We start from the raw sequence: 25,301 nt of genomic DNA, 5'->3' as shown, positions 1-25,301 counted from the left end.
CAGATGGCTGAAGGCGTGAGCGCGAGACCCCCGCACCGAGACGCCGGTCCGCCGCGCCGTCCACACCACCGCGCCCCCGACGACCGGCAGACCGCGATCCTGCCCCCGGTACGGGAAGGCACCCCGGCGCATCTGCGTGACCCGATCGATGCGGTCAAGCGCGCGCTCGACGGCTCCCCGCCCAAGCAGCCGCCGCCACCGGGCCGCCCGCCCGGCGGCGGTGGACCGACCGGGGGCGGATCAGACCAACCCCCGGGTCATCGCCGTGAGGTGAACTGGAAGTGGGTGCGACGCGGTCTGGCCGCCGCGGTGGTCGTGCTGATCGTGCTGCCGTTGCTGACCTTCGGTATGGCCTACATGATCGTCGACGTCCCCAAGCCGGGCGACATCCGCACCGCGCAGGTGTCGACGATTCTGGCCAGTGACGGCAGCGAGCTGTCGAAGATCGTTCCGCCCGAGGGCAACCGCATCGACGTCAACATCGACCAGATCCCGGTGCACGTGCGTGACGCGGTGATGGCCGCCGAGGACCGGGACTTCTACTCCAACCCGGGCTTCTCCCTGACCGGGTTCCTGCGCGCCGCCAAGAACAACATCTTCGGTGAGGATCTGCAGGGCGGGTCGACGATCACCCAGCAGTACGTCAAGAACGCGTTGGTGGGCGACGCGCGTTCCGGCGTCGGCGGCTTGGTCCGCAAAGCCAAGGAACTGGTGATCTCCACCAAGATGGCCGGCGCATGGTCCAAAGACCAGGTGCTGGAGTCGTATCTCAACATCATCTACTTCGGCCGCGGCGCCTATGGGGTGGCGGCCGCGTCGCGGGCCTACTTCGACAAACCGGTCGAGGAACTCAACGTCGCCGAGGGTGCGCTGCTGGCCGCACTCATCCAACGGCCCTCGGTGCTGGATCCCGCCGTGGATCCGGAGGCGTCGGCGGTGCGGTGGAACTGGGTTCTCGACGGAATGGTGGAGATCGGTGCGCTGTCGCAGGCCGACCGCGACGCGCAGGTGTATCCGCCGACGATCCCGCCCGACCTGGCGAGCATGCAGAACCAGACCACCGGACCCAACGGTCTGATCGAACGCCAGGTGATCGACGAACTGCTCGAGATCTTCAACATCAACGAGCAGACGCTCAACACCGAGGGCCTGCAGATCACCACGACGATCGATCCGCAGGCGCAGGCCGCCGCGGTGGACGCGGTCGAGGAGTACCTGGACGGCCAGGACCCCGACATGCGGTCGGCGGTGGTGTCCATCGATCCGAGGACCGGCGGGGTCAAGGCATACTACGGCGGGTCGGACGCCACCGGCTTCGACTTCGCGCAGGCCGGCCTGCCGACCGGGTCGTCGTTCAAAGTGTTCGCGCTGGTCGCCGCGCTGCAGCAGGGCATGGGGCTGGGCTATCAGGTGGACAGCTCGCCGCTCAGCGTCAACGGCATCGAGATCACCAACGTCGAAGGCGGTGGCTGCGGTACCTGCAACATCGCCGAGGCGTTGAAGCGATCGCTGAACACCAGCTATTACCGGCTGATGCTGCAACTCGACAACGGCCCGCAGGACGTCGCTGACGCCGCGCACCAGGCCGGAATCGCCGAGAGCATCCCCGGGGTGGAACACACGCTCTCCGAGGACGGCCAGGGCGGCCCGCCGAACAACGGCATCGTGCTGGGTCAGTACCAGTCACGGGTGATCGACATGGCGTCTGCCTACGCGACGCTGGCCGCCTCGGGCGTCTACCACAAGCCGCACTTCGTGCAGAGAGTCGTCAACGCCGAGGGTGACGTCCTGTTCGACGCCACTCAGGAGGACAACTCCGGCGAACAGCGCATCGACAAGAACGTCGCCGACAACGTCACCGCGGCCATGCAGCCGATCGCCGGGTACTCCGGCCGGTCGCTCGCGGGCGGGCGTCCGTCGGCCGCCAAGACCGGCACCAACCAGCTCGGCGACACCGGTGCCAACCGCGACGCGTGGATGGTCGGCTTCACGCCGTCGCTGTCGACCGCGGTGTGGGTTGGCACCACCGAGGGCACCAAGCCACTCGTGACCGCGTCGGGCTCGTCGGTGTACGGCTCGGGGCTGCCCGGGCAGATCTGGAAGTCCACGATGGACGGTGCGCTCGAGGGTACCGACGACGAGTCGTTCCCCGAGCCCGACGAAATCGGCGGCTACGCCGGGGTGCCGCAGGCGCCGCCACCGCCGCCTTCACCAACCGAGACCGAGCCCCCGCCGCCGGCGTCGGAGACGGTGATCCAGCCGACGCTGGAGATCGCCCCCGGAATCACCATCCCGTGGGGCCCGCCGACGACGGTGCCGGCCGCGCCGCCCGCTCCGGTCGGAGCCCCGCCAGGGCCTGAGCCGGTACCCGTGGCTCCGGGCGCCCCACCGCCGGATCCCGGACTCCCGCCGCCCGGACTCCCGCCACCCGGCGTGCCGCCGCCAGGTCCTCCGCCGCCCCCGTGACCGAACCGGGGCCTGGACCGGCGGGCAGCCCGCGGAGCCTCGACGACCGTGATCTGCCCAGCCGTACCGACACCATCGGTGCCGCGTTGTCCGGCACCATCGGCGGCCCCGTCGGCCGCCACGCGCTGATCGGGCGTGCCCGGTTCCTGACGCCGCTGCGGGCGATGCTGCTCATCGCGCTGGTGTTCCTGGCGCTCGGCTACTCCACCAAGGCGGCGTGCCTGCAGACCACCGGAACCGGCGCGGCCGATCAGCGGGTGGGCAACTGGGAGAACCAGCGGGCCTACTACCAGCTGTGCTACTCGGACACGGTGCCGTTGTACACGGCGGAGTTGTTGAATCTGGGCAGGTTTCCCTACAAGTCCAGCTGGGTGGAGACCGACGGCGACGGCAAGCCCCACGTCCAGTACGACGGCAGCCCGGCCGTGCGCTACATGGAGTATCCGGTGCTGACCGGTGTCTACCAGTACCTGTCGATGTCGCTGGCCAAGACCTACACGGCCCTGACGAAGCTGGTGTCGGTGCCGATCGTCGCCGAGGTGGTGATGTTCTTCAACATCGCGGCGTTCGGCCTGGCGCTGGCCTGGCTGACGACGTTGTGGGCGACGGCGATGCTGGCAGGCCCGCGACGCATCTGGGACGCCGCGCTGGTCGCGGCCTCACCGATCGTGATCTTCCAGATCTTCACCAACTTCGATGCTCTGGCAACGGCTTTCGCGGCGGGAGCGTTGCTGGCGTGGGCGCGGCGAAGACCGGTGCTGGCCGGCGCGCTGATCGGGTTGGGGGTGGCGGCCAAGCTCTACCCGCTGCTGCTGCTGATCCCGTTGGTGCTGCTGGCGCTGCGCACGGGACGATTACGCGAGGCCGGCAAGACGGTGCTCGCCGCGGTGGTTGCCTGGTTGCTGGTCAACCTGCCGATCATGGTGCTCTTCCCGCGCGGTTGGTCGGAGTTCTTCCGGCTCAACACCCGTCGCGGCGACGACATGGATTCGATCTACAATGTCGTGAAGTCGTTCACCGGCTGGCGCGGCTTCGACACCGACCTCGGGTTCTGGGAGCCACCGGTGGTGCTGAACGCGGTGAGTGCGGCACTGTTCGCAGCGTGCTGCATCGTCATCGGCTACATCGTGCTGACGGCTGCTCGGCGGCCGCGGGTGGCGCAGGTGGCGTTCCTGGTGGTGGCGGCGTTCCTGCTGACCAACAAGGTGTGGAGCCCGCAGTTCTCGCTGTGGCTGGTGCCGCTGGCGGTGTTGGCGTTGCCGCACCGGCGGATCCTGCTGGCGTGGATGACGATCGACATGCTGGTCTGGGTTCCGCGGATGCTGTACCTGTTCGGTGAACAGAACATGGGTCTGCCGGAGCAGGCGTTCACGGCGACCGTCCTGCTCCGTGACATCGCGGTGATCACGCTGTGCGCGTTGGTGATCCGCCAGATCTACCGCCCCGAGCTGGACCTGGTGCGCCGCGACGGTGTCGACGACGACCCGGCGGGCGGGGTGTTCGACCGGGCGCCGGACGCGCCGCCGCGGTGGCTACCGGACTGGCTGCAGCCGCGGCCGGGCGAATTCGGCGCGCTCGAGCACCGTCACGGTCGTCGAGCGCGCCCGATCCGCGGGCCAGCCGCCGGCGATTTCGCAGATCAGCGTGGGTTCGGGTAACCTGGCCCGGTTGCCGACGCAGGCGACCCTCCTGCCACGGACAGTCCGTGGCCGCACACGACCATAGGAGGTGATGGGTTCCACATGCGTCCATACGAAATCATGGTCATCCTCGACCCCACTCTCGACGAGCGCACCGTAGCTCCGTCGCTCGAGACGTTCCTCAACGTGATCCGCAAGGATGGCGGCTCTGTCGACAAGGTCGACATCTGGGGACGCCGACGGCTGGCATACGAGATCGCCAAGCACGCCGAGGGCATCTACGCGATCGTCGACGTGAAGGCGGAGCCGGCGACGGTGTCCGAGCTCGACCGTCAGCTGAACCTGAACGAGTCCGTGCTGCGGACCAAGGTGATGCGGACCGACAAGCACTAAGTGCTGCCGTACGTCGGAGTCTCTGCGTAGGCTCGCGCCCAACGCCGGCGATGAGCGCTTGCGCGAAGAGCAGAAAACCGATCCCAGGAGGACCTCGTGGCTGGTGACACCATCATCACGGTCATCGGAAACCTGACCGCTGACCCCGAACTGCGGTTCACGCCGTCGGGCGCGGCCGTCGCGAACTTCACGGTCGCGTCGACGCCCCGGATGTTCGACCGTCAGACCAATGAGTGGAAGGACGGCGAAGCGCTGTTCCTCCGTTGCAACATCTGGCGCGAAGCTGCCGAGAACGTGGCCGAGAGCCTCGTGCGCGGTTCGCGGGTCATCGTCAGCGGCCGGCTCAAGCAGCGGTCGTTCGAAACCCGCGAGGGCGAGAAGCGCACGGTGGTCGAGCTCGAGGTCGACGAGATCGGTCCGTCGCTGAAGTACGCGACGGCCAAGGTGAACAAAGCCAGCCGCAGCGGCGGCGGTGGCGGCGGTTTCGGCGGCGGTGGTGGTGGCGGCGCGGCCGCGAACTCCCGCCCGGCAGCCGAGGCGCCCAAGGACGACCCGTGGGGCAGTGCGCCCGCGTCGGGTTCGTTCGGTGGCACCGACGACGAACCGCCCTTCTGAATCAACCCAATTCATCAGTGATTTCTAGAAAGAGATAGACATGGCCAAGTCCTCCACGAAGAGGCGTCCGGCTCCGGAAAAGCCGGTCAAGACCCGCAAGTGCGTGTTCTGCTCCAAGAAGGGCAAGCTGCAGAACATCGACTACAAGGACACGCAGCTGCTGCGCACCTACATCAGTGAGCGCGGCAAGATCCGCGCCCGCCGGGTGACCGGCAATTGTGTTCAGCACCAGCGTGATATCGCGATCGCGGTGAAGAACGCCCGCGAGGTTGCGTTGCTGCCGTTCAGCTCGTCGACGCGGTAAGCGCGAGAAGCCCAGACAGGACGAAACACATGAAACTGATTCTGACCACCGAGGTGGAGAACCTCGGCGTAGCCGGAGATCCGGTCGAGGTGAAGGACGGCTACGGCCGTAACTACCTGCTGCCCCGCGGGATGGCCATCGTCGCGACCCGCGGCGCTGAGCGCCAGGCTGCGGACATCCGCCGCGCCCAGGAACTCAAGGGCGTCAAGAACCTCGAGCACGCCAACGAGATCAAGCAGGCGATCGAGGGTCTGGGGACCGTCGAGCTGACCGCGAAGGCCGCCGGCGATTCCGGCAAGCTGTTCGGCTCCGTCACCGCCGCCGACGTCGTCGCGGCGATCAAGAAGGCCGGCGGGCCCAACCTCGACAAGCGGACCGTGAACCTGCCCAAGGCGCACATCAAGACGATCGGCACGCACTCCGTCGAGGTGCGGTTGCATCCGAGCGTCGATGCCGAGGTATCGCTGAACGTGGTGGCGCGCTAGTCGCGGGCTAGCAGCACCAGCTCTGAAACAGCCGGGTGGTGGCCAGCAATGGCCTTCACCCGGCTGTTGCTGTACCCGGTGGCGAACTCTCCCCGGGAAATGACCTACAGCGAACCTAACCGGCTGTTAACCTGCGCGGTCCCGGCGCGAAACACAACACGCCCGAAACCGAAACCGAACACGACACGCCGACCAATTTCCCATCCCCAGTTCTCACCTCGGCCTATGGTGCGTTCATCTGCGTAAACGTGGTTGACGACGCCGTTGATCCACAGGTTGTCCACAGCGACTCAACATCCCTGACCGGACCTATGCACACTCCATCCACAAGCCCACTAACAGGGTCGACTTGATTCCCCCACAGCAACGTCTAGCGTTGGCCCTCGCGGGAACGGACGGGGTCCCGAACGGGGGGCTTGTCGGGGCTCGGACTTAGAGTCGCAGCATGCCGCATATCGAATGTGAGTTCGATCGCGATCAGGAGGGTGAGGCGCTGCGTGGCTGTCGTAGATGACCTGGGGCGGTCCGGAGGTTCCTCGAGGCAGCAGGATGCCCCGCCGAACGAGGATTTCGGTCGCCAGCCCCCGCAGGATCCCGCTGCCGAGCAGGCGGTGCTCGGCGGGATGCTGCTGAGCAAGGACGCCGTCGCCGACGTGCTCGAGAAGCTGCGGCCGGGTGACTTCTACAAGCCCGGAAACCAGATCGTCTACGACGCGATCCTGGACCTGTACGGGCGTGGGGAGCCCGCCGATGCCGTCACCGTGGCCGCGGAGCTGGACCGCCGCGGAATGCTGCGGCGCGTCGGTGGAGCCCCTTATCTGCACACCCTGATCTCGACAGTGCCGACGGCGGCCAACGCGGGCTACTACGCGGAGATCGTGGCCGAGAAGGCGCTGCTGCGTCGCCTCGTGGAGGCCGGTACCCGGGTCGTGCAGTACGGCTATGCCGGCGCTGACGGCGCGGACGTCACCGACGTCGTGGACCGGGCGCAGGCCGAGATCTACGACGTCACCGAGCGGCGGGCGTCCGAGGACTTCGTGGTTCTCGAGGAACTGCTGCAGCCCACGATGGACGAGATCGACGCGATCGCGTCCTCGGGCGGCATGTCCCGCGGTGTGCCGACGGGGTTCGTCGAACTCGACGAGGTGACCAACGGTTTGCACGCCGGGCAGATGATCATCATCGCGGCTCGACCCGGCGTCGGGAAATCCACGCTCGGCCTGGACTTCATGCGCTCGTGCTCGATCAAGAACCAGTTGCCCAGCGTCATCTTCAGCCTGGAGATGAGCAAGTCCGAGATCGTGATGCGGCTGTTGTCGGCAGAGGCCAAGATCAAGCTCGCCGACATGCGCTCCGGCCGGATGAGCGACGACGACTGGACGCGGCTCGCGCGCCGGATGAGCGAGATCAGCGAAGCCCCGTTGTTCATCGACGATTCGCCGAACCTGACGATGATGGAGATCCGCGCCAAGGCGCGACGGTTGTCGCAAAAGGCCGGTCTGCGGTTGATCGTCGTGGATTACATGCAGCTGATGTCGTCGGGCAAGAAGTACGAGTCACGCCAGCAGGAGGTCTCGGATTTCTCCCGCAGCCTCAAGCTGATGGCCAAGGAACTCGAAGTGCCGGTGGTGGCGATCAGCCAGCTGAACCGTGGGCCTGAGCAGCGCACCGACAAGAAGCCTATGGTGTCCGACCTTCGCGAGTCGGGATGCCTGACTGCGAACACCCGAATCCTCCGTGCGGACACGGGTGCGGAGGTGACGTTCGGCGAGCTGATGCGTACTGGCGAACGGCCGCTGGTGTGGTCGGTCGACGACCGCAAACGGATGGTCGCGCGGCCGATGACGAACGTCTTCTACAGCGGACACAAAGAAGTGTTCAAGGTGCGTTTGGCGTCGGGGCGGGAGGTGGAGGCCACAGCCAACCATCCGTTCATGACGTTTGACGGCTGGACTCCGTTGGGCGAGTTGTCGGTCGGTGCCCGGGTGGCAGTCCCGCGCCGGGTGCCTGAGCCGGTGCAGACCGAGCGGATGCACGACTCCGAAGTCGTGATGTTGGCGCACATGATCGGTGACGGGTCGTGCGTGAAGCGCCAGCCGGTCCGGTACGCGAGCGTCGACGAGGCGAACCTGGCGGCGGTCGAGATCTCCGCGGCGCATTTCGACGTGACGCCGATCCGGGACGAATATCCCGCGGCTCGAGTGACGACGTTGCGGCTTCCGGCGCCGTACCGCCTGACCCACGGCAAGCGCAATCCGATCGCCGCCTGGCTGGACAAGCTGGGCCTGTTCGGCAAGCGCAGCTACGAGAAGTTCGTTCCGGCAGAGGTGTTCGCGTTGCCGAACGACCAGGTGGCGCTGTTCCTGCGCCACCTCTGGGCGACCGACGGCTCGGTGCGGTGGGATGCGAAGCTGGGCATCGGACGTGTCTACTACGCCTCGACCAGCCGGCGCCTGGTTGACGATGTGATGCAGTTGCTGCTGCGATTCGGAATCGCGTCCAGGGTCTACCGCGCGAAGAAGGCCGGCTATCGGGATTCCTGGCACCTGACAATCGCCGGTGCTGAGAGCCAGTCCAAGTTCCTAGGAGGCATCGGTGTGCACGGCGTTAAAGCCGATGCAGCCAAGGAGGTTCTGGCGAACCTCCAGGGAATCGTGCGCAATCCCAACGCAGACACGGTCCCCGCGGGTGTGTGGGCCGGGGTGCGGACAGCGTTGACCGAACGTCAAATGACGCATCGCCAGTTCGCCACCGCGATGAACACCAAGTTCTGCGGTTCGACAATGTGGAAGCACTCGCCGAGCCGCGGCAGGCTGCACCGGGCTGCGGCGGTGCTCGAAGACCGTGATCTCCATGACCTCGCCACCAACGATGTCTACTGGGACACGATTGTCGACATCACCAGCATCGGTGAACAGGATGTCTACGACGGAACGGTAAGCGGCACACACAATTTCGTCGCCAATTTAGTTAGCTTGCATAACAGTCTCGAACAGGATGCGGATATGGTCATCCTGTTGCATCGACCGGACGCGTTCGATCGGGACGACCCGCGCGGCGGGGAAGCAGACCTGATTCTCGGAAAGCACCGTAACGGCCCGACGAAGACGATAACCGTTGCGCACCAACTGCATTTGTCGCGATTTGCCAATATGGCCAAGCAGTAGGCGAAGATTGTGGATTCTCAACCTTTATGTCCAATTCTCAAGTGAAATGTCCACACGATGTCCAATTGGACATGGAAGTGAGAATTGCGACTGAAAGGCGACCGATCCCCATCGCGGCGCGCCGGCATGAAGCACACAGACCGTTGGTTGGGCGCTGAGTTACGACGCGAGGTCTCCGCGCCAGGGGCCTTACACCGCGTGTCGACGGTTTGAGTACCTGTGCCGGAGGGGCCGGGATCTCGGGGTTCAAGTACCCGTTCGGGTACATGTGAGCGGCGGCAATGTCGGTGACGCCTACGACAACGCGTTGGCCGACACCACGATCGGGTTGTTCGAGAGAGGCAATCGGTCTGGGTGGCCCGTTTCGACTTGGGCCGCTGCGGGTCATCGACGATGGCGAGTCCCCAACGATGGAATGGGTCGGCTGGTACAACAACCGCCGCATGCATAGCGTCCCAGAGGACCTCCCCCGGCCGAACACGAAACTGCCTACAACTCTCAACTCCGGGCGTCCCCGCCGGGATGTCTTCAACATGAAGCCGGCATGAAACTAGTGCCGGTTCAGGCCGATACCCACACACACCCGTAGCCGTATGTGTCTTAGTGCATCCGGCGGATGCTCTGCATGCACGAACCGTAGGATATCCCAGTGCAGCTGGCGCTAAGTAACATCATGGCCGCAGGCGTGCGGGCTCTCGAACTGTTGACGTTGCGCACGCCGGCGGAGACGTGCGGACTCGTAACGCTGTCTCATGGTCGGCGTCGTGGGTATCAGGGGCGGCACTGGAACAGGCTGATTGTCGCCATCGACGGCGACCATCGTGAAGTAAGAACTGTTGGTATGCCGTGTCGTTCCTTCCCGGATGTCCTCGGTATCAATGCGGATTCCTATCTCCATTGATGTGCGACCTGTGTAGTTCACCGACGCGGAAAACGTGACGAGCTCGCCGACGTGAATGGTGTCACGGAAGATCACCCGGTCGACCGACAGAGTGACGACGTAGGTTCCTGCGTAGCGACTCGCACAGCTGTAGGCAACCTGATCGAGGATCTTCAAGATGGCTCCGCCGTGGACGTTGCCGGAGAAGTTGGCCATGTCGGGAGTCATCAGCACCGTCATGATCAATGCGCTTGGCTTGCTGGGGTTGGCTTCCACTGAGGCAATGCCGCTTCCTGTATGGCAATGTTGGGCCTGCGGGTAGATCGTAGACCCGTATCGGCCGGGTGAGTGTGCAGCGGTCGACGAACGGGCCAGCTCAGATAGGGGTTCCATAGGATGTCGTTTTACCGGTGTGCCAAGGGCCAACACCGGAGACACGAGTGATGTCCACGGTGACGAGAAGATGACCGCCTTCACTCAGACCGAAACCAGGTGTGCCTGTGTACTTCTCGAATAGTTGCTCCATGAATCTCTGCCCGCGTTCGGTATGGTTGTCGATCGACGCGACGCCATCGATGAGAAGGTGTCGGAACAGCCCGTTGTCGCCCTTCTGATCGTCCTGGATCGAGAGGACACATTTCGGATCGTGTGCCAGGTTCTTCCCCTTGACTCGCCACGGAGGCGTCCCGAACTGGATGCGCCCGTCATCGGTCACGTCGATCCAGATGAAGGACACATGGGGGCGGCCGTTAGGCCGCATCGTGACTAGATGGGCGCACGGCCGTGTTTCGATGAGTGCGCGGGCCTCTGGATGAAGGTCATAAGCCATCGTTCTCTACCTCTCAAAATACGTACCTAACGTGGACTTGCTATAAGCTGAACTGCTTCGGCCAAGTGCGGGACTGATGTACCAATAGTGTTCCAAAAGACAGAGTGGCTTGGGACCTCGCGTAGCGAGCGATGAGTCATGTCGGCCCTCGATGATCCACTGCGTTGGACTCGGATATGAGTTGACGTTGCCTACACCTCAGAGTATTTCGGCTACTGTGAACGGTGCCCAGGTGACGTCACCGTAGAGAACACTGGCGATATGCGGGTCTGAGCCGGGGGCGAGCGCCGCCGCGGGATGAGCGGCATCGAAGAGCCATTCGATCGACGTGACCTGAGCGTCCCGCACGTCCGCGACGAACGGTACCGCCACCCGTGCAATTTGTTCACGATCTTCTGGGCCAGCGAAATTTGTGAAGTAGTTCAAGTGCCCGCCCACCGTCGCCAGCTTCTCAGTGCCGACGCGCGAGGTCGTTCTCACCACAACCTTGCCATCCACGTATAGCTCCTGGACCAGTTCCCCGGGTCGGGGCTCGGTCTGCTCCACCCATCCGATGTCGGCGCGGTTCCCGCATGAGGCCTCGGCGAAAAACCGCATGCCCTCCGACTCCAGCCAGTGGTGAGCGAAGAAGCGGCCATGCCCAGTCGTTTCCCCGTCGCTGGTCCGGGTGTCGTATCCGCTGACTTCGGGAGCGATGTACCCGCACGAGAGTCGCCCGTAGGTGCCCATCCCCGAGGAGAGGCCGGGGTCCACAGCGGTCCAGAGGTTGAGTAGCACGATGCCGTCGGGATGGGGTTCCAACTCTTTCGGGAGGGCGCGTCGTGCCGCCGCTGGGTCCGCCGGCCGGTAGCCAACGATCATCATTCGAGCGTCCTTGATGATCTCTCGGGGGAGGGGGACGACATCCGGGCCGTCGACGATTTCCACACTCATGGCAGTTCCTCTCGAGGTACAGATTGTCCGTTGTTCCACTGCTGCGTCGGTACGAGCAGTCGGGCATCAGTGGTGGCCTCGTAGGGCAGGTCATGGCCGGGACGGGACACCAGCTCCAACAGCAGTCCGATGGGCGTTCGGACGTACAGGATCGTCACACCGGCGTGAGGCACACCTTCGAGTAGGAGCGGGTCGCCGCACGCCGCGCATCCGTGCTCGTTCAGGTATCGCATCGCTTCGTCGATGTCACGCACGTGAATTGCTAGGTGCGACGCCCCGACGTCACTGTTCAGCGGCCATGTCACTTCACGGTTCGCGGTGTTCCATTCGATGAATTCCACCACCTGAGTTGCGCCGAGCCTGACGAGCGCAAGAGAAGCAGAGGCGCGGGCATCGACGTCAAAGTGTGTAGACATCCAGTCGCCGGCGGGGTCGGAGAAGGGCCCGACTCTGAAGATCTCCTGCCCTCCGAGAACCTCGACGCAGAACGACACGGCAGCGTCGAGGTCGGGAACCGACCAACCAATATGGTCGACGTTGGTTGCAGTGGGGATAGCTCGGGTCATCTGGTGTACTTCCATTTCGTGTTTGTTCGCCGGCGTGATTGCGCGTCAACCAGATCGGCGGTCACGCATGCCGGATCTCTGCTTCCTGGCTTGAACGAGTTTCATTTTCAAACGGTCGGAATGCTGCCGCCGTTCACCGTGTAGTCAGCGCCTGTGACGAACGACGCCAGGGGGCTGGCGAGGAAGAGGTTCACCGCGGCCACTTCTGCTACCGTGCCAAGTCGGGCAAGGGGTAGTTTGCGGACATTGACGGCGAAGTGTTCGATCGCCGCTTCTTTCTCCATCCCGAAAGACTCGGCGACAGAGTCCCCGAATCCGCCTGGCCGGTCCCACATCGGTGTGCGCACCGGACCGGGACTGACAGTGTTGGCGCGGATCCCCACGCCACCTAGTTCAATCGACAGTGCCTTCATAAACATGAGGATCGCCGCCTTGGACACGTTGTACTCGGCGAAAAAGGGGTCGGGCATCCGGCCGGCATCGGAAGCAACGCTCACTATCGATCCCCCGCTGGCGGCTTTCATGTGAGGCACCACTTCACGACACATTCGCACGATGCTCAGAAAGTTGACATCGAGCGTATGCCGCCAATCAGCGTCGCTTCCCTCGAGCGCGCTGCTACGAACGGGCGCGATCCCGGCACAAGAGATCAGGACATCGATGGCGCCGAAGGCGTCGAATGCTGCCCTGGTCGCAGCCGGCGCCGAATCCGGATCCGTGAGGTCGCATTGGAACGAACGAAGCTGCGGCTCCTGCCGAGCCGCCAAGGGATCGATATCGAGGTCAACCGCCAGGACGTTGGCGCCCTCAGCAAGCAACTGATTCGCAGTCTCGAGCCCGATGCCCGACGCCCCGCCGGTGATGATCACCGTCTTGCCTGAAAGCAGGTAGTCCATATCCCCATCTCCGTTGATAGTTCCGTCTTCTAATGGCGTCCTGATATATGCAGACGCAGAGTCGCGGGTGTGACCGACGAGTCATGTTGGACGCTAAGCGATTTAGATCTACATGGCAAGCGTCGCGAAGTGCTACGGCGGCTCGATCTCGTGGGCTGACCTGCGACATAGAAGGATGCCGAATGGGTGTCATTCAAAGATCGAAGGGCACGTTGACTCGGCTACGGATATGGTTGAGCTACGGGCAGCATGACGCGGCTGTGCATCGGAACCCGTTGTCGTGCAGAGGTTTCTAATGAAGAGGGCTAAATGACGGATCAAAGGCGTGAGGGTTCCGACAATGTCAGGTTCGACTGGGCGACGATTCACGATCCGCTCCCATCGACCGACACTACGACGATTCAGCGCTTCCTCGCTCTCGATGACTTGTCGAGCACCGTTTCCGATGTGCTCGACGAGCTCGGCGTCCGCGGCGCGGTCCCGACGTCACGTCTGAGTCCGTCTATACCTAAGGGGCGAATCGTCGGAAACGCCACGACGGTACGAAATGTGGCGCAGTCGCGTTCAGCGTTCGCCGCGGTGTCCGACAAGGACTGGCGCATGGCCGAGATTCTTGCCCTGAGGACTGCGAGCCCCGGGGACATCTTGGTCATCGAAGGGCTTGCCGAGGTATCGAACATGGGCGGCTTGATGGCCTCGGTAGCCCAGCGACAGGGGCTGGCGGGCGCGATAGTCGACGGCGGCGTCCGTGATCTTGGAAGGTCGCGCTCACTCAACTTCCCGGTGTGGTCGCGTGATCACACTCCGATCACCGGCAAGTGGCGCAGCATCACCACCGAGGTGAACGGAACGATCCGGCTATCCGATGTCCGGGTCACAGCCGGCGATCTGATCGTCGCCGATGAGACCGGGATATGTTGCATTCCAAGGGATCGCATTCACGCCGTGCTTCGGCGCGCAGAGCAGATCGCGTCGTCCGAAATTGGTTTTGATGCCCTGCTGAATGCCGACGAGCCGGTCGACCGACTCATCGACTACCTGTACGGCAGCGCACACTGAATTCATATATTCAACAATGACTGTCGATACGTTCGCCTTCCGCCCGCATCCGACTCCTGCAGAGATCGATGCCCTCGATGCGACACGACATCTCGCCACCGAGCTGGCCTCAAAAGTCGCCCGATGGCTTGACAGTTTGTCCAGCGAACAGCATATCCGCGCGACCTTCGGGCCGCCCGGGAGCTCCGAGAATGAGCGGTTGCTGTGGTTCTATACACCGACCGACCACGGCGGCCTCCCGTTGGTGGACCAGCGCCCGGCGCAGCATCGCCTGGCGATGCAGATCCTCGCGACCGGACTCTCCGAGGCCGGGTACGTCACCCTGGTCACGGTCATGGGCATGGAGAACGTGCTCGACCGCCTGGAGGGGTGGTCGATGACCTTCGAGCGAGACCGGGGGAGAGACCCCGGCATGTACTACCTCAGCGTCTTCGGAACCCCTGGTGACCGACTGTGGGGATGGCGATTCGGCGGCCACCATGTCTCGGTCAACCAACTGATCGTCGACGGACGCGTCATATCCACAACGCCTTTGTTCCTGGGGGCCGATCCGGCCGCCGCGCCGCTGCTCGGCAGCGTTCTGCAGCCGCTGGTCAGCGTGCAGAACGTCGCCCTCGACTTGATGAGATCTTTCGATCACGACCAGCGAACGCGTGCGCTGATTCATCCCCGGGCAGTCTCCGATCTCGTCGGAGCGAACCGCTCTCTAGTCTCGGAAGGCAACCAGCGGCTTCCCCTGCCAGACGTGTTTCGCGGCCGATTCACCGACAGCACCGTGGCTACCCAGCTCAACCAGGTCAACGAAGCGATGCAGTCCGGCTCCGGCTACTCACCCGAAGACGACGCCCAGGTCGCGTTGACCGGCGTACCGAAAGGTCTGCCAGCGAGCGCCATGACCGGGAAGCAACGGGATGGGCTACGGACGCTGCTCGACCTGTACTTCAACCGAGCGGCCGAACCGATCGCCGAGTCGTACCGGGTTCGATACCGAGGAGATGACCAGCTAGACGCACTACATGTCGCGTGGGCCGGGGCCACGGAAGCCGGCGAACCGCACTACTACCGAATCCAAGGCCCGAGAATCCTGATCGAGTACGATAACACCCAACGCCGGGCGAACCACGTTCACGCGGTCTGGAGGGACCCAACGGGCGACTTCGGAGTAGACGCCCTCGCCCACCACCACCAGACGGCGCATGGCTCGCTGACAGGGCACCGTCATAATGAGGCGCCCAGCAGGTAGCCTGCGGGAATGGTGTCATTGCGGGCACTGGAGTCCCTGGTCGCAGTGGCTGACCACGGATCGATCACCCGCGCCGCGGAAGCTCTGCATTCTTCGCAACCTGCAGTGTCCCAACAACTCGCCGCACTCGAACGTGAGACGCGCACACAGCTGTTTCACCGCGAGGGACGTGGCGTGAGGCTGACCCCCGCCGGGCGTGCCGCTTTGACCGACGCGCGGCGGGCACTCGAAGCCGCGGTGGCGGCCGTGCGCTCAGCGCGCGTCGTCGGAGAGGGCGCCAGTGGGACGTTGCGTCTCGCCTGCGCACAGAGTCTCACGGTCGCGTTCCTCGCCCCGGTGATCCAACGATGGCACCTCAGCGATAACGCAGTCATGTTCACGCTGCGGGAATCGACCTCGATGGATGTGCTCATGCAAGTACTCGACGACGACGAGGTTGACGTGACGTTCGCCGCCGCCTCTCCTTCCATTCCCGACCGGTTCACCGTCACTCCGGTGGCTGACGAAGAGGTCGTCCTGACAACATCGTTGGAGCACCACCTGTCCAAACAGCCCGCGGTGCGACTCGATCAACTCGACGGCGTCCCCATGGTGCACTTCGCTCCCGAGAACGGTTTGGTCGCCTGGCTTGATTACTCGCTCGCCGAAGCCGGCGTCCGTCCGGATCCGATAATGAGAACCGCCGTGACCGCATCGGCACCCCAGCTTGCCGCAACTGGGCTCGGCGTCGCGATCACACCGATCAGCGCGGTCGGCGAGGGCTTTCCCGGAGCCGTACGGTCCTTCTCACCCCGCTGGTTCCGTCAACTCGTGGCGATCACTTCCTCAGCGCCTGACCCGCTCGCCGCCCGCTTCATCGGCGAACTGTGCGCGCGGGGCGTACATGTACCCAGCGAGATTCGGCAGCAACTGGGCCGCTGACTTCACTGGAGAAGGCCTCATGCGGCCCCGGTAGCCTGTAGATCACGGTGCTTGCCGACCGCGGCGGCGATCTCCTCGATCGCCACGCAATCTTCGCGGTCGGGGGCGACCAGACGACGTCGTCGCGGAACTTACGGGGTCAGGCCCAGCGAAAGGTTATAGCGTGTCATCACAGGACCGAAACGGTATTCGAGCGCGCTATCTCAGGGTTGAAACCCCCAACGTCAGCGACGTACTCGATGAGCTCGGAGTTCCAGGCCAGGCGTTGTCAGCCGAGTTTGTGCCTCGTTCAGGCACGCGGCTAGCAGGCTGGGCCTTTACGATCAGCGGCGATTCCGTTGCTGGGGGCCCGCCTACCGACTCGGCAAAGGTGCAGGCTTGCAGCGAGGTACAGGACGGAGACGTAACCGTTTGGGCCGGAAACGGAAATGGTGCTTGCTATTTCGGGGAACTCATAGCCCTGGGTCTGCAGGGGCTTGGCTGTCGAGGCGCTTTGGTCGACGGCGGTGTGCGTGATCTCGCATGGCTCGAACAGGCCGGCTTCACAACGTTTGCCACCTACCGCACGCCGGTTCAGTCGATCGGTCGGTGGCAGGTGCAGAGTTGGGGTCAATCAATTTCGCTACCTGGCGCAACTGGTCGCACTGTCGAGGTCAGTCCCGGCGATTTCATCCTCGGCGACATTGATGGCGTCGTGGTGATTCCAGCGGAACACGTTGTGCCTGTCCTTGAACGCGCCGAGGCAGTGACCCTTCGGGAACGGGAAATCCGGCAGGGCCTCAATGATGGTATGTCTCTTCCGGAAGCGATCGCCACCTACGGCGCAATCTGAAAGGCCCTAAACGATTGCACCGGTATGGACCGGGCGAACGCTCGATCATCAGAAACGCAGCACGAGGCGGCCGCGGACACCGCCTCGTTCCAGTACGCGATGCGCTTCTGCGGCATCGTCGGCGGGCAGTTCGCGGGCCACGCGCAGCGTCAGCCCTCCTGTGGAGGCCAGGTCGGACAGGTAGTCCAATCTCGGTTTACGGGTGATGTCCGGTCCTACCCAGACTGTCTCGACTTTCAGGTGGTATCCGGGATCTACCGCGCCGCCTAGTTCGGGTGGACGCACGGCGATGTAGGTGCCGCCTGCCCGAACGGCTGGTGCGACGGTGTTGCCGAGTACTGCGCTGTCGACCAGGGCGTCGACGCCATCTGGTGCGTGACGCCGAATGTGTGCTGCCAGGTCCTGGCCGCGGTCAACGATGACGTCAGCGCCGAGGGTTTCCAACAGTGAACGGTCGTGGGGCGCTGCGTCGGCGATGACGCGAAAGCCGCGCAGTTTGGCGAGTTGGATGACGTAGCCGCCCAGTACGCCGGCACCGCCGGTCACGGCTATCATCCCGCCTGCGAGGCTGTCGAGTTTGTCCAGTACTTGGAGCGCGGTGAGTCCGTTCATCAAAACCGTTGAGCCAGCAGCGAAATCGTGGCCGCAGGGGAGCCGGGTTACCGACTCAGGCGCGACGACGACTTTCTCCGCGTACGTTCCGCCTCCGTCGATCACAGGCGCTTTGATCGTCAGAACTTCGTCGCCGGGTACGTAGCCCGTCGCCGGGTCGGCATCATCGACGATTCCCGCGGCATCCCAGCCGGGAATGAGGGGGGGTTCCACGGCGGCGTACATGGGGTGCAGGGGGCGATGACTACGTGTGACTGCATCAGTAGGGTTCACGGCTGCTGCAAGGACGCGCACGCGCACCTGATTTGGTCCGACGGCCGGCTCTGGGATGTCGAAAGCTCGCAACACATCCGGGCCGCCCGGGGCGTTGAATCCGATGACCTTCACGAACGATCCTCGACGCCGGACACGCTGGTGAGGCCGCCTTGGTGCCCGTTCTCCGCCTGGGTGACGAAGCCATGCGTGTCATCCCCGTTGGGGTCTAGGATTCCGGCCACAGCGGGATCGATCGCGGCGACGATGCGGCGTGCTGCATGCCCCAGGCCGGCCAGTTCTGCGTCGGTGAGCGTGTCGACGACGAAGCGACGAGCTGCACCGACGTGGCCCGGAGCGCTCTGCTCGAGCTTCTCCATTCCGGCGTCGGTGAGCTGCACCTGTGTCCTGCGGCCGGCCCCCCGGGCATGACGGTGCAGCCATCCGGCCTTCTCGAGGCGCGAGACCGCGTGGGACAACCGCGACAACGACCCACGCGCGTGAAGGGCCAACTCGCTCATCGCCTGCTTGCGCCCCGGCGCCTCCGCCAACTCCACCAAGACGTGATATTCGAACAGGTTCAACCCCGCATCTCGGCTCAGCTGCGCGTCCAACCGGGAGGGCAACAGGGTCACCAGGGCCATCAGCGACGCCCACTCACGAAGCTGCTCAGCAGTCAACCATTGGCCCGGCGGCCCCGCATCGATTGCCATTGACTCACCATACCGCACTTGAATATTCAAGTCCATGGGGCGCGAGCTCGCTTTAATCGTCAACCTGACGTCCCGAGTCTCTCCCCTTCTCTGGGCCACGACCACCCAGTGCGATGAACTGTGGATTCGAGTCGCACTAAATAGCACTTCGCGGGCGGATTCAGGAAAGCGGTCGGGAGGGTGACTTGAATATTCAACCTAAGCGGTGCACGATAGGTTGTACCTTCAACAAGAGCCGCCCGCGTGCACGACGAGAGCTTTCAACATCAGAAGAGGAACCGTCCTTATGGTCAATGCAGCCATCGCCGATCTCCGTCAGCTGAGCGGCACCTGGCAACTCGACCCCCATGCCACCAGCCTGAAGTTCCGCTCCAAGTTGCTGTTCATCCCCATCGCCAAGGGAGTCGTACGGGCCGAGGGGGGTCACGCCGAGGTCTCCAGTACCGGCAGGGCCTCGGGGACATTTGTGGTCGACCCGGCGTCGATCACATCGCGAATCGCAAAGCGGGACGCGCACCTACGATCCGCCGACTACTTCGACGTAGAGAAGTATCCGGCGATCGCGTTCACCTCTAGCGAGGTCCGCTCGGTCGGCGCCGGTGAGGTCGAGATCATCGGCGAGATCGAGGTCCACGGCCAAACCTCACCGTTGACGGTGGTCGCACACATCGCCGCGCGCGATCGTCATGCCACCCTCACGGCCACCGCACGCATCGGCAACGACGTCCTGCACCTGAACGGCATGAACCCCATCACCACCGATGTCACCGTGGAGGCCCACTACACCTCTTCCGACGCAACACCGTAAACACAACCCCTCCGAGGAGATCAAGAAATGCCACTGTTCCGTCTCGACGCGAGCATCCGCGTCGAAGGTTCCCACAGCCGCGACATCGCCGACATCGCGGAGCGGGAATGGCTCGCAGCCAATCCCGACGATGACGTCATCCGCCGCAGCGTAGGCACCGAGCCCATTCCGCCAACCGGCTGGGGCACAGCAGCATTCGCTGGTTTTACTCCGGAAGGACACCACACCCCCGAGCAACGCGAGGCCGTGCGCTTAGCGACAACTCTCGCCGACGAACTCCTGACCGCCGACGCATTCCTGTTCGCGGTCCCGCTCTACAACTACGGAGTCTCGCAACACTTCAAGTCGTGGGTGGACATGATCATCACCGACCCCCGATTCAATCCGGCCGAGCCGCCCGCCATTGCAGGCAAGCCCGCGATCTTGGTGACCGTTCACGGTGGTTACTACGCCGAGGGAACCCCGCGCCACGATTGGGACCACGCCACACCATGGATGCAGCGCATCCTTGGTGACGTCTGGGGCCTCGACCTCAACACCGTGGTGTCTGAATTCAGCTTGGTCGGCGTCAACCCTGCACTCGACGAGTTCAAAGACCTCGCCGCCACCCTGCGCGCCGACGCCGAAAGCCGGGCACGTGAACTCGGGCAACGGCTGACAGTTCCATCAGCAAGCCGGTGAAGTGGAACCGGGCTGCCCCAGAGGTGCGCGTCACCGATCACCATGGAAATCCGGTCCGCCAACCGACTGAGCCTGTCAGTTGACCTCAATCGGAGTTGAGGTTTTAGGCTCGCCTGCGTAAGCCAGCCGATCTGGTGCGCACCACTGGCGCTCAACGACCTCAGGAGTTCCATGACCGAAACGACTCTGATCCGCGAGGATTCCTGGCCCGCTGGGTTACGCGTCGCGCAAGTGCGGGTCGCGCGGCCGACCGACAAGCTTGCGGAGGTAGAAGAGTTCTACGCCGGTCATCTGGGACTGCCCGTCCTGTACAGATTTGTCAGTCATGACGGTTTCGACGGCGTCATGCTCGGCCTTCCGGGCAGCCTATGTCACCTCGAGTTCACAAGTAGCCATGCGGGCAGCCCATGTCCGGCACCATCGAGGGAGAATGTGCTCGTCCTGTACTTCGAGGGCGAAGCAGCAATGTATGACACCGTCGAACGGCTCGCCGGATTCGGGCATGTGCCGGTCGATGCCGACAACCCCTACTGGGTGAGGACGGGAGCGCTGACCTTCGAGGACCCCGATGGCTGGCGCATCGTGCTCGCGCCCAGACCTGTCGTGCTGTAGCGGATACATGCCGGCTTGCGTAGTTCCCGACTCCGGATGCGACGGATCCGCCACGCCACCAGCAACGATCGCGCCCTTGTTAACCTGCTTTCATGCCAAGGAAATTGAGCGACGAAGATGTTGAGGCGTATCTCGATAGTCGTCCGGGTTGGGCAATATTGAGCACCATCGACCAGGATGGATTTCCGCACGCGGTACCTCTTGGATACTTTCGCCTTGGCCGCGACATCATCATGGGTGTGCGAGACAAGACACGCAAAATTGCCAACGTCGAAAGCAACCCGAACGTGAGTGTCCTGCTCGAAGATGGCTCGAGCATGGCAGATATCCGGGGAGTGATGTTGCAAGGTCACGCCCGCGTTGTTCGCGAACGAAGTGAAGCGCTTCAGCTCGCGCGAGAAGGTGCCCGGGCACGGGGCGTGCCGGAGTCCGAATGGCCTACGGCACCCAGACCGGGCGCCGCCTACATTCGCATGACACCGGTGAGAACATTGTCTTGGGATTACTCCAGTTCGACGTCAGACCAGGGCTGATTCCGCCCTGTTCTCGCGTCGACGGTTTGGCCACGGGCCTCGATGATCCGCGTCTGCCGCACGGTTGCGGTTCCGTTGCCAGGAGCGATTCGGGAGGAAACCATGAGTTCTCATTCGCCGGGTGACTGTGCGATGAGAAGTCACCCCATTGCCGCCGACCTGCTGCGTGGTCTGGCTGAGCTGGACCCGACAGACCGCGGGTGGCTGCTCCACCGGCTCCCAGCCCGAGCCCGTGCACAGTGCGGTGACCCTCAACTCGCAGCCGTGGAGGCGCAACCCTCCGGCGTGCGATTGGTGTTCCGCACACGCGCCACTGCGATCGAACTCGATCTGCTGCGAACACGGACGATTCTGGTGGGGGTTCCGGAGCGCCCCGACGGCATGGTCGACCTGCTCATCGACGGGCGCCTCACGCAACAGGTGGCGACCACCGGTGGCGACGTGGTGAGGGTCGACCCCGCCACGGGACACACCGAGAGTCGACGCGGATCCGTTGGCACCGTGCGGTTCACCGGGTTGAGCGCACAGGACAAGGACGTCGAGATCTGGCTGCCGCACTACGAGCGCATCGAGATCGTTGCCCTGCGTACCGACGATGCGATAACCCGCACACCACACTCCGGGCGGCGGGTGTGGCTGCATCACGGCAGCTCCATCAGCCAGGGGTCCAACGCAGCGAGCCCCAGCACGACGTGGCCCGCTGTGGCCGCCGCGCTCGGTGGCGTGGAGCTGATCAACCTCGGTCTGGCGGGCAGCGCGATGCTCGACCCGTTCGTCGCCCGCGCGATGCGCGACACACCCGCTGACTTCCTCAGCGTCAAGATCGGCATCAATATCGTCAATGGTGACGTGATGCGGGTGCGGGCATTCGGGTCTGCGGTGCATGGGTTCTTGGACACGGTGCGCGACGGACACCCCGACAGCCCCTTGCTCGTCATGGGTCCGCTGCACTGCCCCATTCATGAAAACACGCCGGGGCCCGGTGCTTTCGATGTCGCAGCCCTTGCTTCCGGGCAGATCCGGTTCATCGCCACCGGCGACCCCGCAGACACGTCGCGCGGCAAACTGACACTGTCGGTGATCCGCGAGCAGCTTGCCGAGATCATGGCCGCGCGGGCGGTCGATGACCCGCACCTGTACTACCTCGACGGCCGCGATCTCTATGGTGCCGAGGATTTCACTGAACACCCGCTGCCCGACAACCTGCATCCTGACGCCTCGACGCACCAGATCATCGGCCGGCGCTTCGCCCGCTCGGCATTTTCGGTGGAGGGTGCGCCGTTCGGCTGACATCGTCTTCGCGAAACGACGCTCAGACCTTCTCCGCGTCGATGAGGTCGTCTGAGGCGACACGCATGCGGCCACGTCTTCCGGCAGTTCGACGCCGACGTGCAACGCCACGCTGTGCCGAGGGCACTCATGTATCGAAAGCTTTTGACCCCGCGTCCCCATCAGCTGCGGCCCTCCGACTCCTAGAATCGAGCATCAGCACAGATGCATGAGATTCGGCGAAGCTGGAATGGGTTGGGAATGCCGCGATGACGGGCTCTGAGGTCTATCCGCTGACACCGATTCAGCAGCGCGCCTGGCTCAACTACATGCGCGTGTACCACCGGCTCGAGTACGAGATGAACCATCACCTGCGTACCGAATGTGGGCTCTCGCTGTACGACTACACGGTGCTCAACGCGCTGTCGCGAGCGCCCGACCGTCGCCTGCAGGTGACATCGCTGGCGACGGTGATCGGGTGGGAGCGCAGCAGGCTGTCGCATCACCTGATGCGGATGACGCGCCGCGGCCTCGTCGAACGCACGGCCTCGGAGACCGACGGCCGCGGCACCGTCGTCATCCTCTCGACCCACGGTTGGGACCTGCTCGCGGCGGCCGCCCCGATACACGCGGAGTGGGTGCGTCGCACGTTCTTCGCCGACTTGGATCCCGGCCGCGAGGATGCCCTCGCCGACATCCTCGCCACGGTGCACGAGGGATTGTTGCGCGAGGGGACCCTGCCGCGCCCTGACGTCTAGACCTGGATTGGTGCCGCCGTCGACGTAGACCTCGGATCCCGTCATGAAGCTGCTCGCGTCCGACGCGAGAAAGACAGCCGCGGCGGCCAACTCCTCGGGATTGCCGATCCGCTTCATGGGGTTCGATGCGAGGTCGTCGAGCATGGCCTGGCGCTGGTCGGGATCGGACTCCAGTTCCATGAGGCCCGGGGTCAAGATGGGACCGGGAACGATGGTATTGACCCGGAATCCGCGGTCGCCCAACTCCGTGGCCCAGGTGCGCCCGAAGGACCGGATGGCGGACGGGCACAGCTGTCGGCAGTCGGATCTACCCTCATCTGTGGTGATCCGGCCCATTCCGACACCGCTGCCCGGCGTCTTGCTGCCGGTAGTCTCCGCGAAGGCGGCCATAACCATGCGCCGAGTCGCTGCGCCGGCTGAATCGTTTGTGAATGCCGATTGAGCCGTGGGCTGCAAGGTCAGAGATCAGTGCAGAGGACCAGTTGAGGGAGAGATCGATGAAATCGCCGGTACCCGATTACCTCGACGAGATCATCGAGACGTTCAAGGATGACCGTCAGGGGCAGTTGGCTGACTACATACCGGAATTGGCACGCGCTGATCCGGACATTTTCGGCATCGCCCTGACGGTGGCTGACGGGCGCACTCACAGCGCCGGGAACGACGACTACACGTTCTCGATCCAGTCGATCTCCAAACCGTTCGCCTATGCTGCGGCATTGACCGATCTGGGTCTGGACGCAGTTCACGAGACCGTCGGGGTCGAACCTTCCGGCGAGGCCTTCAACGAATTGTCCCTGGAACACGGGACCAGACGTCCGAAGAACGCCATGATCAACGCCGGCGCGATCGCGGTCCATCAACTGCTCGTCGGCAGGTCGGCGAACGTGGAAGAACGTGTCGAACGAGTCCGCTCGTTCTTCTCCGAGCTGGCTGGCCGTGAACTGTCCGTCGATGAGGCCGTGTGTCGATCCGAACTGGACACAGCCGATCGCAATCTGGCGATCGCGCACATGCTGAAGAACTACGGCATCATCGACGACGCTCCACACGCCGTCGTGGAGGGTTACACGCGTCAGTGCTCGATCGGCGTGAATGTGCGCGATCTGGCGATGATGTGCGCCACGCTGGCGAACATGGGGGTTCACCCGGTCACCGGTCGGCAGGTCGTCAGCCGCCGGGTAGCCCGCCAGACACTGTCGGTGATGACCGTCTGCGGGATGTACGACGCCGCCGGAGAGTGGCTGACCACGGTCGGCATTCCCGCCAAGAGCGGTGTGTCGGGCGGATTGATCGGGGCGCTACCGGGGCAATGCGGCCTGGCGGTGGTGTCGCCGCCGCTCGATGAACATGGCAACAGCGTGCGTGGCGTCCGCGCTTTCCGGAAGCTCTCCGACGACATGGGCATGCACCTCGCCGAAGCCGAACCCCAGGGTGCTGCGGTCGTCAGGGATTTGTATGTCCGTGGCGAGAACGAGGCAGTCCTGGAACTGCAGGGCACAGTGCAGTTCAGTGGTGCGGAGGCTGTTCTGGATGCCTTGGAAAATGACACCACTGGCGCAGACCGGCTCACTTTTGACCTCAGCCGGGTCGACCGCGTCAACGATGTGGCCCGTCGGATGTTGTTGGAGGCCAAACGGCGGGCAGAACTCGACGGCCGCACCACTGATCTGGTCGACCCCGACGGTGTTCTCAACCCGTCCGACGTAGACGCGGCGGAAGATGCACGGAGCTGACGACGTCGCTTACGGCTTCACACGGACCGCTAGTGCAGCGCATCCAGGAGCATTGGCAGCGAGTTCTGCAGTTCACGCTGCCAATACGGCCATGAATG

At 64.1% G+C, this 25,301-nt stretch carries 25 protein-coding genes and 1 pseudogene; 18 read left to right on the top strand and 8 right to left on the bottom strand.

The features are described 5' to 3' along the window. Positions 1-3 precede the first annotated feature (3 nt). The 7 genes from G6N53_RS04560 (at position 4) to G6N53_RS04530 (ending at position 9,070) form a co-directional block, all read left to right on the top strand. On the top strand, positions 4-2,466 hold the full coding sequence (locus tag G6N53_RS04560; RefSeq protein ID WP_163887426.1) for a transglycosylase domain-containing protein: 2,463 nt from the start codon (positions 4-6) through the stop codon (positions 2,464-2,466). Further along, positions 2,463-4,124, top strand: a complete 1,662-nt coding sequence (locus tag G6N53_RS04555; RefSeq protein WP_237166406.1) for a glycosyltransferase family 87 protein — start codon at positions 2,463-2,465, stop codon at positions 4,122-4,124. The genes G6N53_RS04560 and G6N53_RS04555 overlap by 4 nt, the downstream gene beginning before the upstream one ends. A gap of 84 nt (positions 4,125-4,208) precedes the next feature. Next, a complete protein-coding gene (rpsF, locus tag G6N53_RS04550) occupies positions 4,209-4,499 on the top strand; it encodes a 30S ribosomal protein S6 (RefSeq protein WP_003931678.1) in 291 nt (96 codons plus the stop codon). Between the two features lie 96 nt (positions 4,500-4,595). Then, entirely contained in the window at positions 4,596-5,114 is a 519-nt protein-coding gene (locus G6N53_RS04545; protein ID WP_163887425.1) for a single-stranded DNA-binding protein, read from the top strand. Positions 5,115-5,154: 40 nt separating this feature from the next. After that, positions 5,155-5,418: a 30S ribosomal protein S18 gene (rpsR, locus tag G6N53_RS04540; RefSeq protein ID WP_159230485.1), complete on the top strand. Its 264-nt coding sequence runs from the start codon at positions 5,155-5,157 to the stop codon at positions 5,416-5,418. Positions 5,419-5,447: 29 nt separating this feature from the next. Next, complete coding sequence (gene rplI, locus G6N53_RS04535; RefSeq protein ID WP_163887424.1) at positions 5,448-5,903, top strand: 50S ribosomal protein L9; 456 nt, start codon at positions 5,448-5,450, stop codon at positions 5,901-5,903. A 497-nt stretch (positions 5,904-6,400) separates the two neighbouring features. After that, positions 6,401-9,070: a replicative DNA helicase gene (locus G6N53_RS04530; protein ID WP_205390288.1), complete on the top strand. Its 2,670-nt coding sequence runs from the start codon at positions 6,401-6,403 to the stop codon at positions 9,068-9,070. A gap of 661 nt (positions 9,071-9,731) precedes the next feature. On the opposite strand, the gene G6N53_RS04525 is transcribed toward G6N53_RS04530, so the two are convergent. The 5 genes from G6N53_RS04525 to G6N53_RS04505 form a co-directional block, all read right to left on the bottom strand. After that, a complete protein-coding gene (locus G6N53_RS04525; protein ID WP_163895465.1) occupies positions 9,732-10,190 on the bottom strand; it encodes an acyl-CoA thioesterase in 459 nt (152 codons plus the stop codon). Positions 10,191-10,326: 136 nt separating this feature from the next. After that, a complete protein-coding gene (locus G6N53_RS04520; protein WP_163887423.1) occupies positions 10,327-10,779 on the bottom strand; it encodes a pyridoxamine 5'-phosphate oxidase family protein in 453 nt (150 codons plus the stop codon). A 198-nt stretch (positions 10,780-10,977) separates the two neighbouring features. After that, entirely contained in the window at positions 10,978-11,712 is a 735-nt protein-coding gene (locus G6N53_RS04515; protein ID WP_163887422.1) for a hypothetical protein, read from the bottom strand. Beyond that, positions 11,709-12,293 (bottom strand): VOC family protein, encoded by a 585-nt coding sequence (locus G6N53_RS04510; RefSeq protein WP_163887421.1) that lies wholly within the window; start codon positions 12,291-12,293, stop codon positions 11,709-11,711. Before G6N53_RS04510 ends, G6N53_RS04515 begins: the two co-directional genes overlap by 4 nt. Before the next feature lie 92 nt (positions 12,294-12,385). Next, positions 12,386-13,174 carry an SDR family NAD(P)-dependent oxidoreductase gene (locus G6N53_RS04505; RefSeq protein WP_163887420.1) on the bottom strand — a complete coding sequence of 263 codons (789 nt, stop codon included), beginning with the start codon at positions 13,172-13,174 and terminating at the stop codon, positions 12,386-12,388. Positions 13,175-13,483: 309 nt separating this feature from the next. On the opposite strand from G6N53_RS04505, the gene G6N53_RS04500 reads away from it, so the two are divergent. The 4 genes from G6N53_RS04500 to G6N53_RS04485 all read left to right on the top strand — a co-directional run bounded on the left by G6N53_RS04500 (position 13,484) and on the right by G6N53_RS04485 (position 17,229). Continuing rightward, a complete protein-coding gene (locus G6N53_RS04500; protein ID WP_237166404.1) occupies positions 13,484-14,233 on the top strand; it encodes an RraA family protein in 750 nt (249 codons plus the stop codon). A gap of 16 nt (positions 14,234-14,249) precedes the next feature. Then, positions 14,250-15,476: a DUF3500 domain-containing protein gene (locus G6N53_RS04495; RefSeq protein ID WP_163887418.1), complete on the top strand. Its 1,227-nt coding sequence runs from the start codon at positions 14,250-14,252 to the stop codon at positions 15,474-15,476. Between the two features lie 9 nt (positions 15,477-15,485). Further along, positions 15,486-16,397 carry a LysR family transcriptional regulator gene (locus tag G6N53_RS04490; RefSeq protein ID WP_163887417.1) on the top strand — a complete coding sequence of 304 codons (912 nt, stop codon included), beginning with the start codon at positions 15,486-15,488 and terminating at the stop codon, positions 16,395-16,397. 163 nt (positions 16,398-16,560) lie between these two features. Then, positions 16,561-17,229 carry an RraA family protein gene (locus G6N53_RS04485; RefSeq protein ID WP_205390287.1) on the top strand — a complete coding sequence of 223 codons (669 nt, stop codon included), beginning with the start codon at positions 16,561-16,563 and terminating at the stop codon, positions 17,227-17,229. A gap of 48 nt (positions 17,230-17,277) precedes the next feature. On the opposite strand, the gene G6N53_RS04480 is transcribed toward G6N53_RS04485, so the two are convergent. Both G6N53_RS04480 and G6N53_RS04475 read right to left on the bottom strand, forming a co-directional pair. After that, on the bottom strand, positions 17,278-18,228 hold the full coding sequence (locus G6N53_RS04480; protein WP_163887416.1) for an NADP-dependent oxidoreductase: 951 nt from the start codon (positions 18,226-18,228) through the stop codon (positions 17,278-17,280). Then, complete coding sequence (locus tag G6N53_RS04475; protein WP_205390286.1) at positions 18,225-18,806, bottom strand: MarR family winged helix-turn-helix transcriptional regulator; 582 nt, start codon at positions 18,804-18,806, stop codon at positions 18,225-18,227. Before G6N53_RS04475 ends, G6N53_RS04480 begins: the two co-directional genes overlap by 4 nt. A 286-nt stretch (positions 18,807-19,092) precedes the next feature. Here G6N53_RS04475 and G6N53_RS04470 point away from each other — a divergent pair, with 286 nt between their 5' ends. From G6N53_RS04470 to G6N53_RS04445, 6 genes are all read left to right on the top strand, one after another. Continuing rightward, entirely contained in the window at positions 19,093-19,614 is a 522-nt protein-coding gene (locus G6N53_RS04470; protein WP_163887415.1) for a YceI family protein, read from the top strand. A gap of 27 nt (positions 19,615-19,641) precedes the next feature. Continuing rightward, positions 19,642-20,295: an FMN-dependent NADH-azoreductase gene (locus G6N53_RS04465; RefSeq protein ID WP_163887414.1), complete on the top strand. Its 654-nt coding sequence runs from the start codon at positions 19,642-19,644 to the stop codon at positions 20,293-20,295. A 171-nt stretch (positions 20,296-20,466) separates the two neighbouring features. Further along, on the top strand, positions 20,467-20,907 hold the full coding sequence (locus G6N53_RS04460) for a VOC family protein (protein ID WP_163887413.1): 441 nt from the start codon (positions 20,467-20,469) through the stop codon (positions 20,905-20,907). 92 nt (positions 20,908-20,999) lie between these two features. After that, a complete protein-coding gene (locus G6N53_RS04455) occupies positions 21,000-21,440 on the top strand; it encodes a pyridoxamine 5'-phosphate oxidase family protein (protein ID WP_163887412.1) in 441 nt (146 codons plus the stop codon). 102 nt (positions 21,441-21,542) lie between these two features. Continuing rightward, on the top strand, positions 21,543-22,730 hold the full coding sequence (locus tag G6N53_RS04450; protein WP_205390285.1) for an SGNH/GDSL hydrolase family protein: 1,188 nt from the start codon (positions 21,543-21,545) through the stop codon (positions 22,728-22,730). A 248-nt stretch (positions 22,731-22,978) separates the two neighbouring features. Next, entirely contained in the window at positions 22,979-23,467 is a 489-nt protein-coding gene (locus tag G6N53_RS04445) for a MarR family winged helix-turn-helix transcriptional regulator (protein ID WP_163887411.1), read from the top strand. A gap of 66 nt (positions 23,468-23,533) precedes the next feature. Here G6N53_RS04445 and G6N53_RS04440 read toward each other — a convergent pair. Then, positions 23,534-23,803: pseudogene (locus G6N53_RS04440) on the bottom strand (SDR family oxidoreductase); the annotation flags it as partial. 161 nt (positions 23,804-23,964) lie between these two features. Between G6N53_RS04440 and G6N53_RS04435 the strand changes: the two are divergent. Further along, entirely contained in the window at positions 23,965-25,203 is a 1,239-nt protein-coding gene (locus tag G6N53_RS04435; protein WP_163887410.1) for a glutaminase, read from the top strand. Positions 25,204-25,301 lie beyond the last annotated feature (98 nt).

The sequence above is a fragment of the Mycolicibacterium hippocampi genome, assembly GCF_010723735.1.
Lineage (GTDB): Bacteria > Actinomycetota > Actinomycetes > Mycobacteriales > Mycobacteriaceae > Mycobacterium > Mycobacterium hippocampi.
Note: the sequence above shows the minus strand (reverse complement) of the source record. Positions and strands in the feature narration are given on the sequence as shown.

Bases quoted from the DNA above. Each gene is read 5' to 3' on its own strand.
- G6N53_RS04560 (WP_163887426.1), top strand. From the start codon at position 4: ATGGCTGAAGGCGTGAGCGCGAGACCCCCGCACCGAGACGCCGGTCCG.
- rpsF (WP_003931678.1), top strand. From the start codon at position 4,209: ATGCGTCCATACGAAATCATGGTCATCCTCGACCCCACTCTCGACGAG.
- rpsR (WP_159230485.1), top strand. From the start codon at position 5,155: ATGGCCAAGTCCTCCACGAAGAGGCGTCCGGCTCCGGAAAAGCCGGTC.
- rplI (WP_163887424.1), top strand. From the start codon at position 5,448: ATGAAACTGATTCTGACCACCGAGGTGGAGAACCTCGGCGTAGCCGGA.
- G6N53_RS04525 (WP_163895465.1), bottom strand. From the start codon at position 10,190: ATGACGGTGCTGATGACTCCCGACATGGCCAACTTCTCCGGCAACGTC.
- G6N53_RS04520 (WP_163887423.1), bottom strand. From the start codon at position 10,779: ATGGCTTATGACCTTCATCCAGAGGCCCGCGCACTCATCGAAACACGG.
- G6N53_RS04515 (WP_163887422.1), bottom strand. From the start codon at position 11,712: ATGAGTGTGGAAATCGTCGACGGCCCGGATGTCGTCCCCCTCCCCCGA.
- G6N53_RS04510 (WP_163887421.1), bottom strand. From the start codon at position 12,293: ATGGAAGTACACCAGATGACCCGAGCTATCCCCACTGCAACCAACGTC.
- G6N53_RS04505 (WP_163887420.1), bottom strand. From the start codon at position 13,174: ATGGACTACCTGCTTTCAGGCAAGACGGTGATCATCACCGGCGGGGCG.
- G6N53_RS04500 (WP_237166404.1), top strand. From the start codon at position 13,484: ATGACGGATCAAAGGCGTGAGGGTTCCGACAATGTCAGGTTCGACTGG.
- G6N53_RS04495 (WP_163887418.1), top strand. From the start codon at position 14,250: ATGACTGTCGATACGTTCGCCTTCCGCCCGCATCCGACTCCTGCAGAG.
- G6N53_RS04490 (WP_163887417.1), top strand. From the start codon at position 15,486: ATGGTGTCATTGCGGGCACTGGAGTCCCTGGTCGCAGTGGCTGACCAC.
- G6N53_RS04475 (WP_205390286.1), bottom strand. From the start codon at position 18,806: ATGGCAATCGATGCGGGGCCGCCGGGCCAATGGTTGACTGCTGAGCAG.
- G6N53_RS04470 (WP_163887415.1), top strand. From the start codon at position 19,093: ATGGTCAATGCAGCCATCGCCGATCTCCGTCAGCTGAGCGGCACCTGG.
- G6N53_RS04465 (WP_163887414.1), top strand. From the start codon at position 19,642: ATGCCACTGTTCCGTCTCGACGCGAGCATCCGCGTCGAAGGTTCCCAC.
- G6N53_RS04460 (WP_163887413.1), top strand. From the start codon at position 20,467: ATGACCGAAACGACTCTGATCCGCGAGGATTCCTGGCCCGCTGGGTTA.
- G6N53_RS04455 (WP_163887412.1), top strand. From the start codon at position 21,000: ATGCCAAGGAAATTGAGCGACGAAGATGTTGAGGCGTATCTCGATAGT.
- G6N53_RS04450 (WP_205390285.1), top strand. From the start codon at position 21,543: ATGAGTTCTCATTCGCCGGGTGACTGTGCGATGAGAAGTCACCCCATT.
- G6N53_RS04445 (WP_163887411.1), top strand. From the start codon at position 22,979: ATGACGGGCTCTGAGGTCTATCCGCTGACACCGATTCAGCAGCGCGCC.
- G6N53_RS04435 (WP_163887410.1), top strand. From the start codon at position 23,965: ATGAAATCGCCGGTACCCGATTACCTCGACGAGATCATCGAGACGTTC.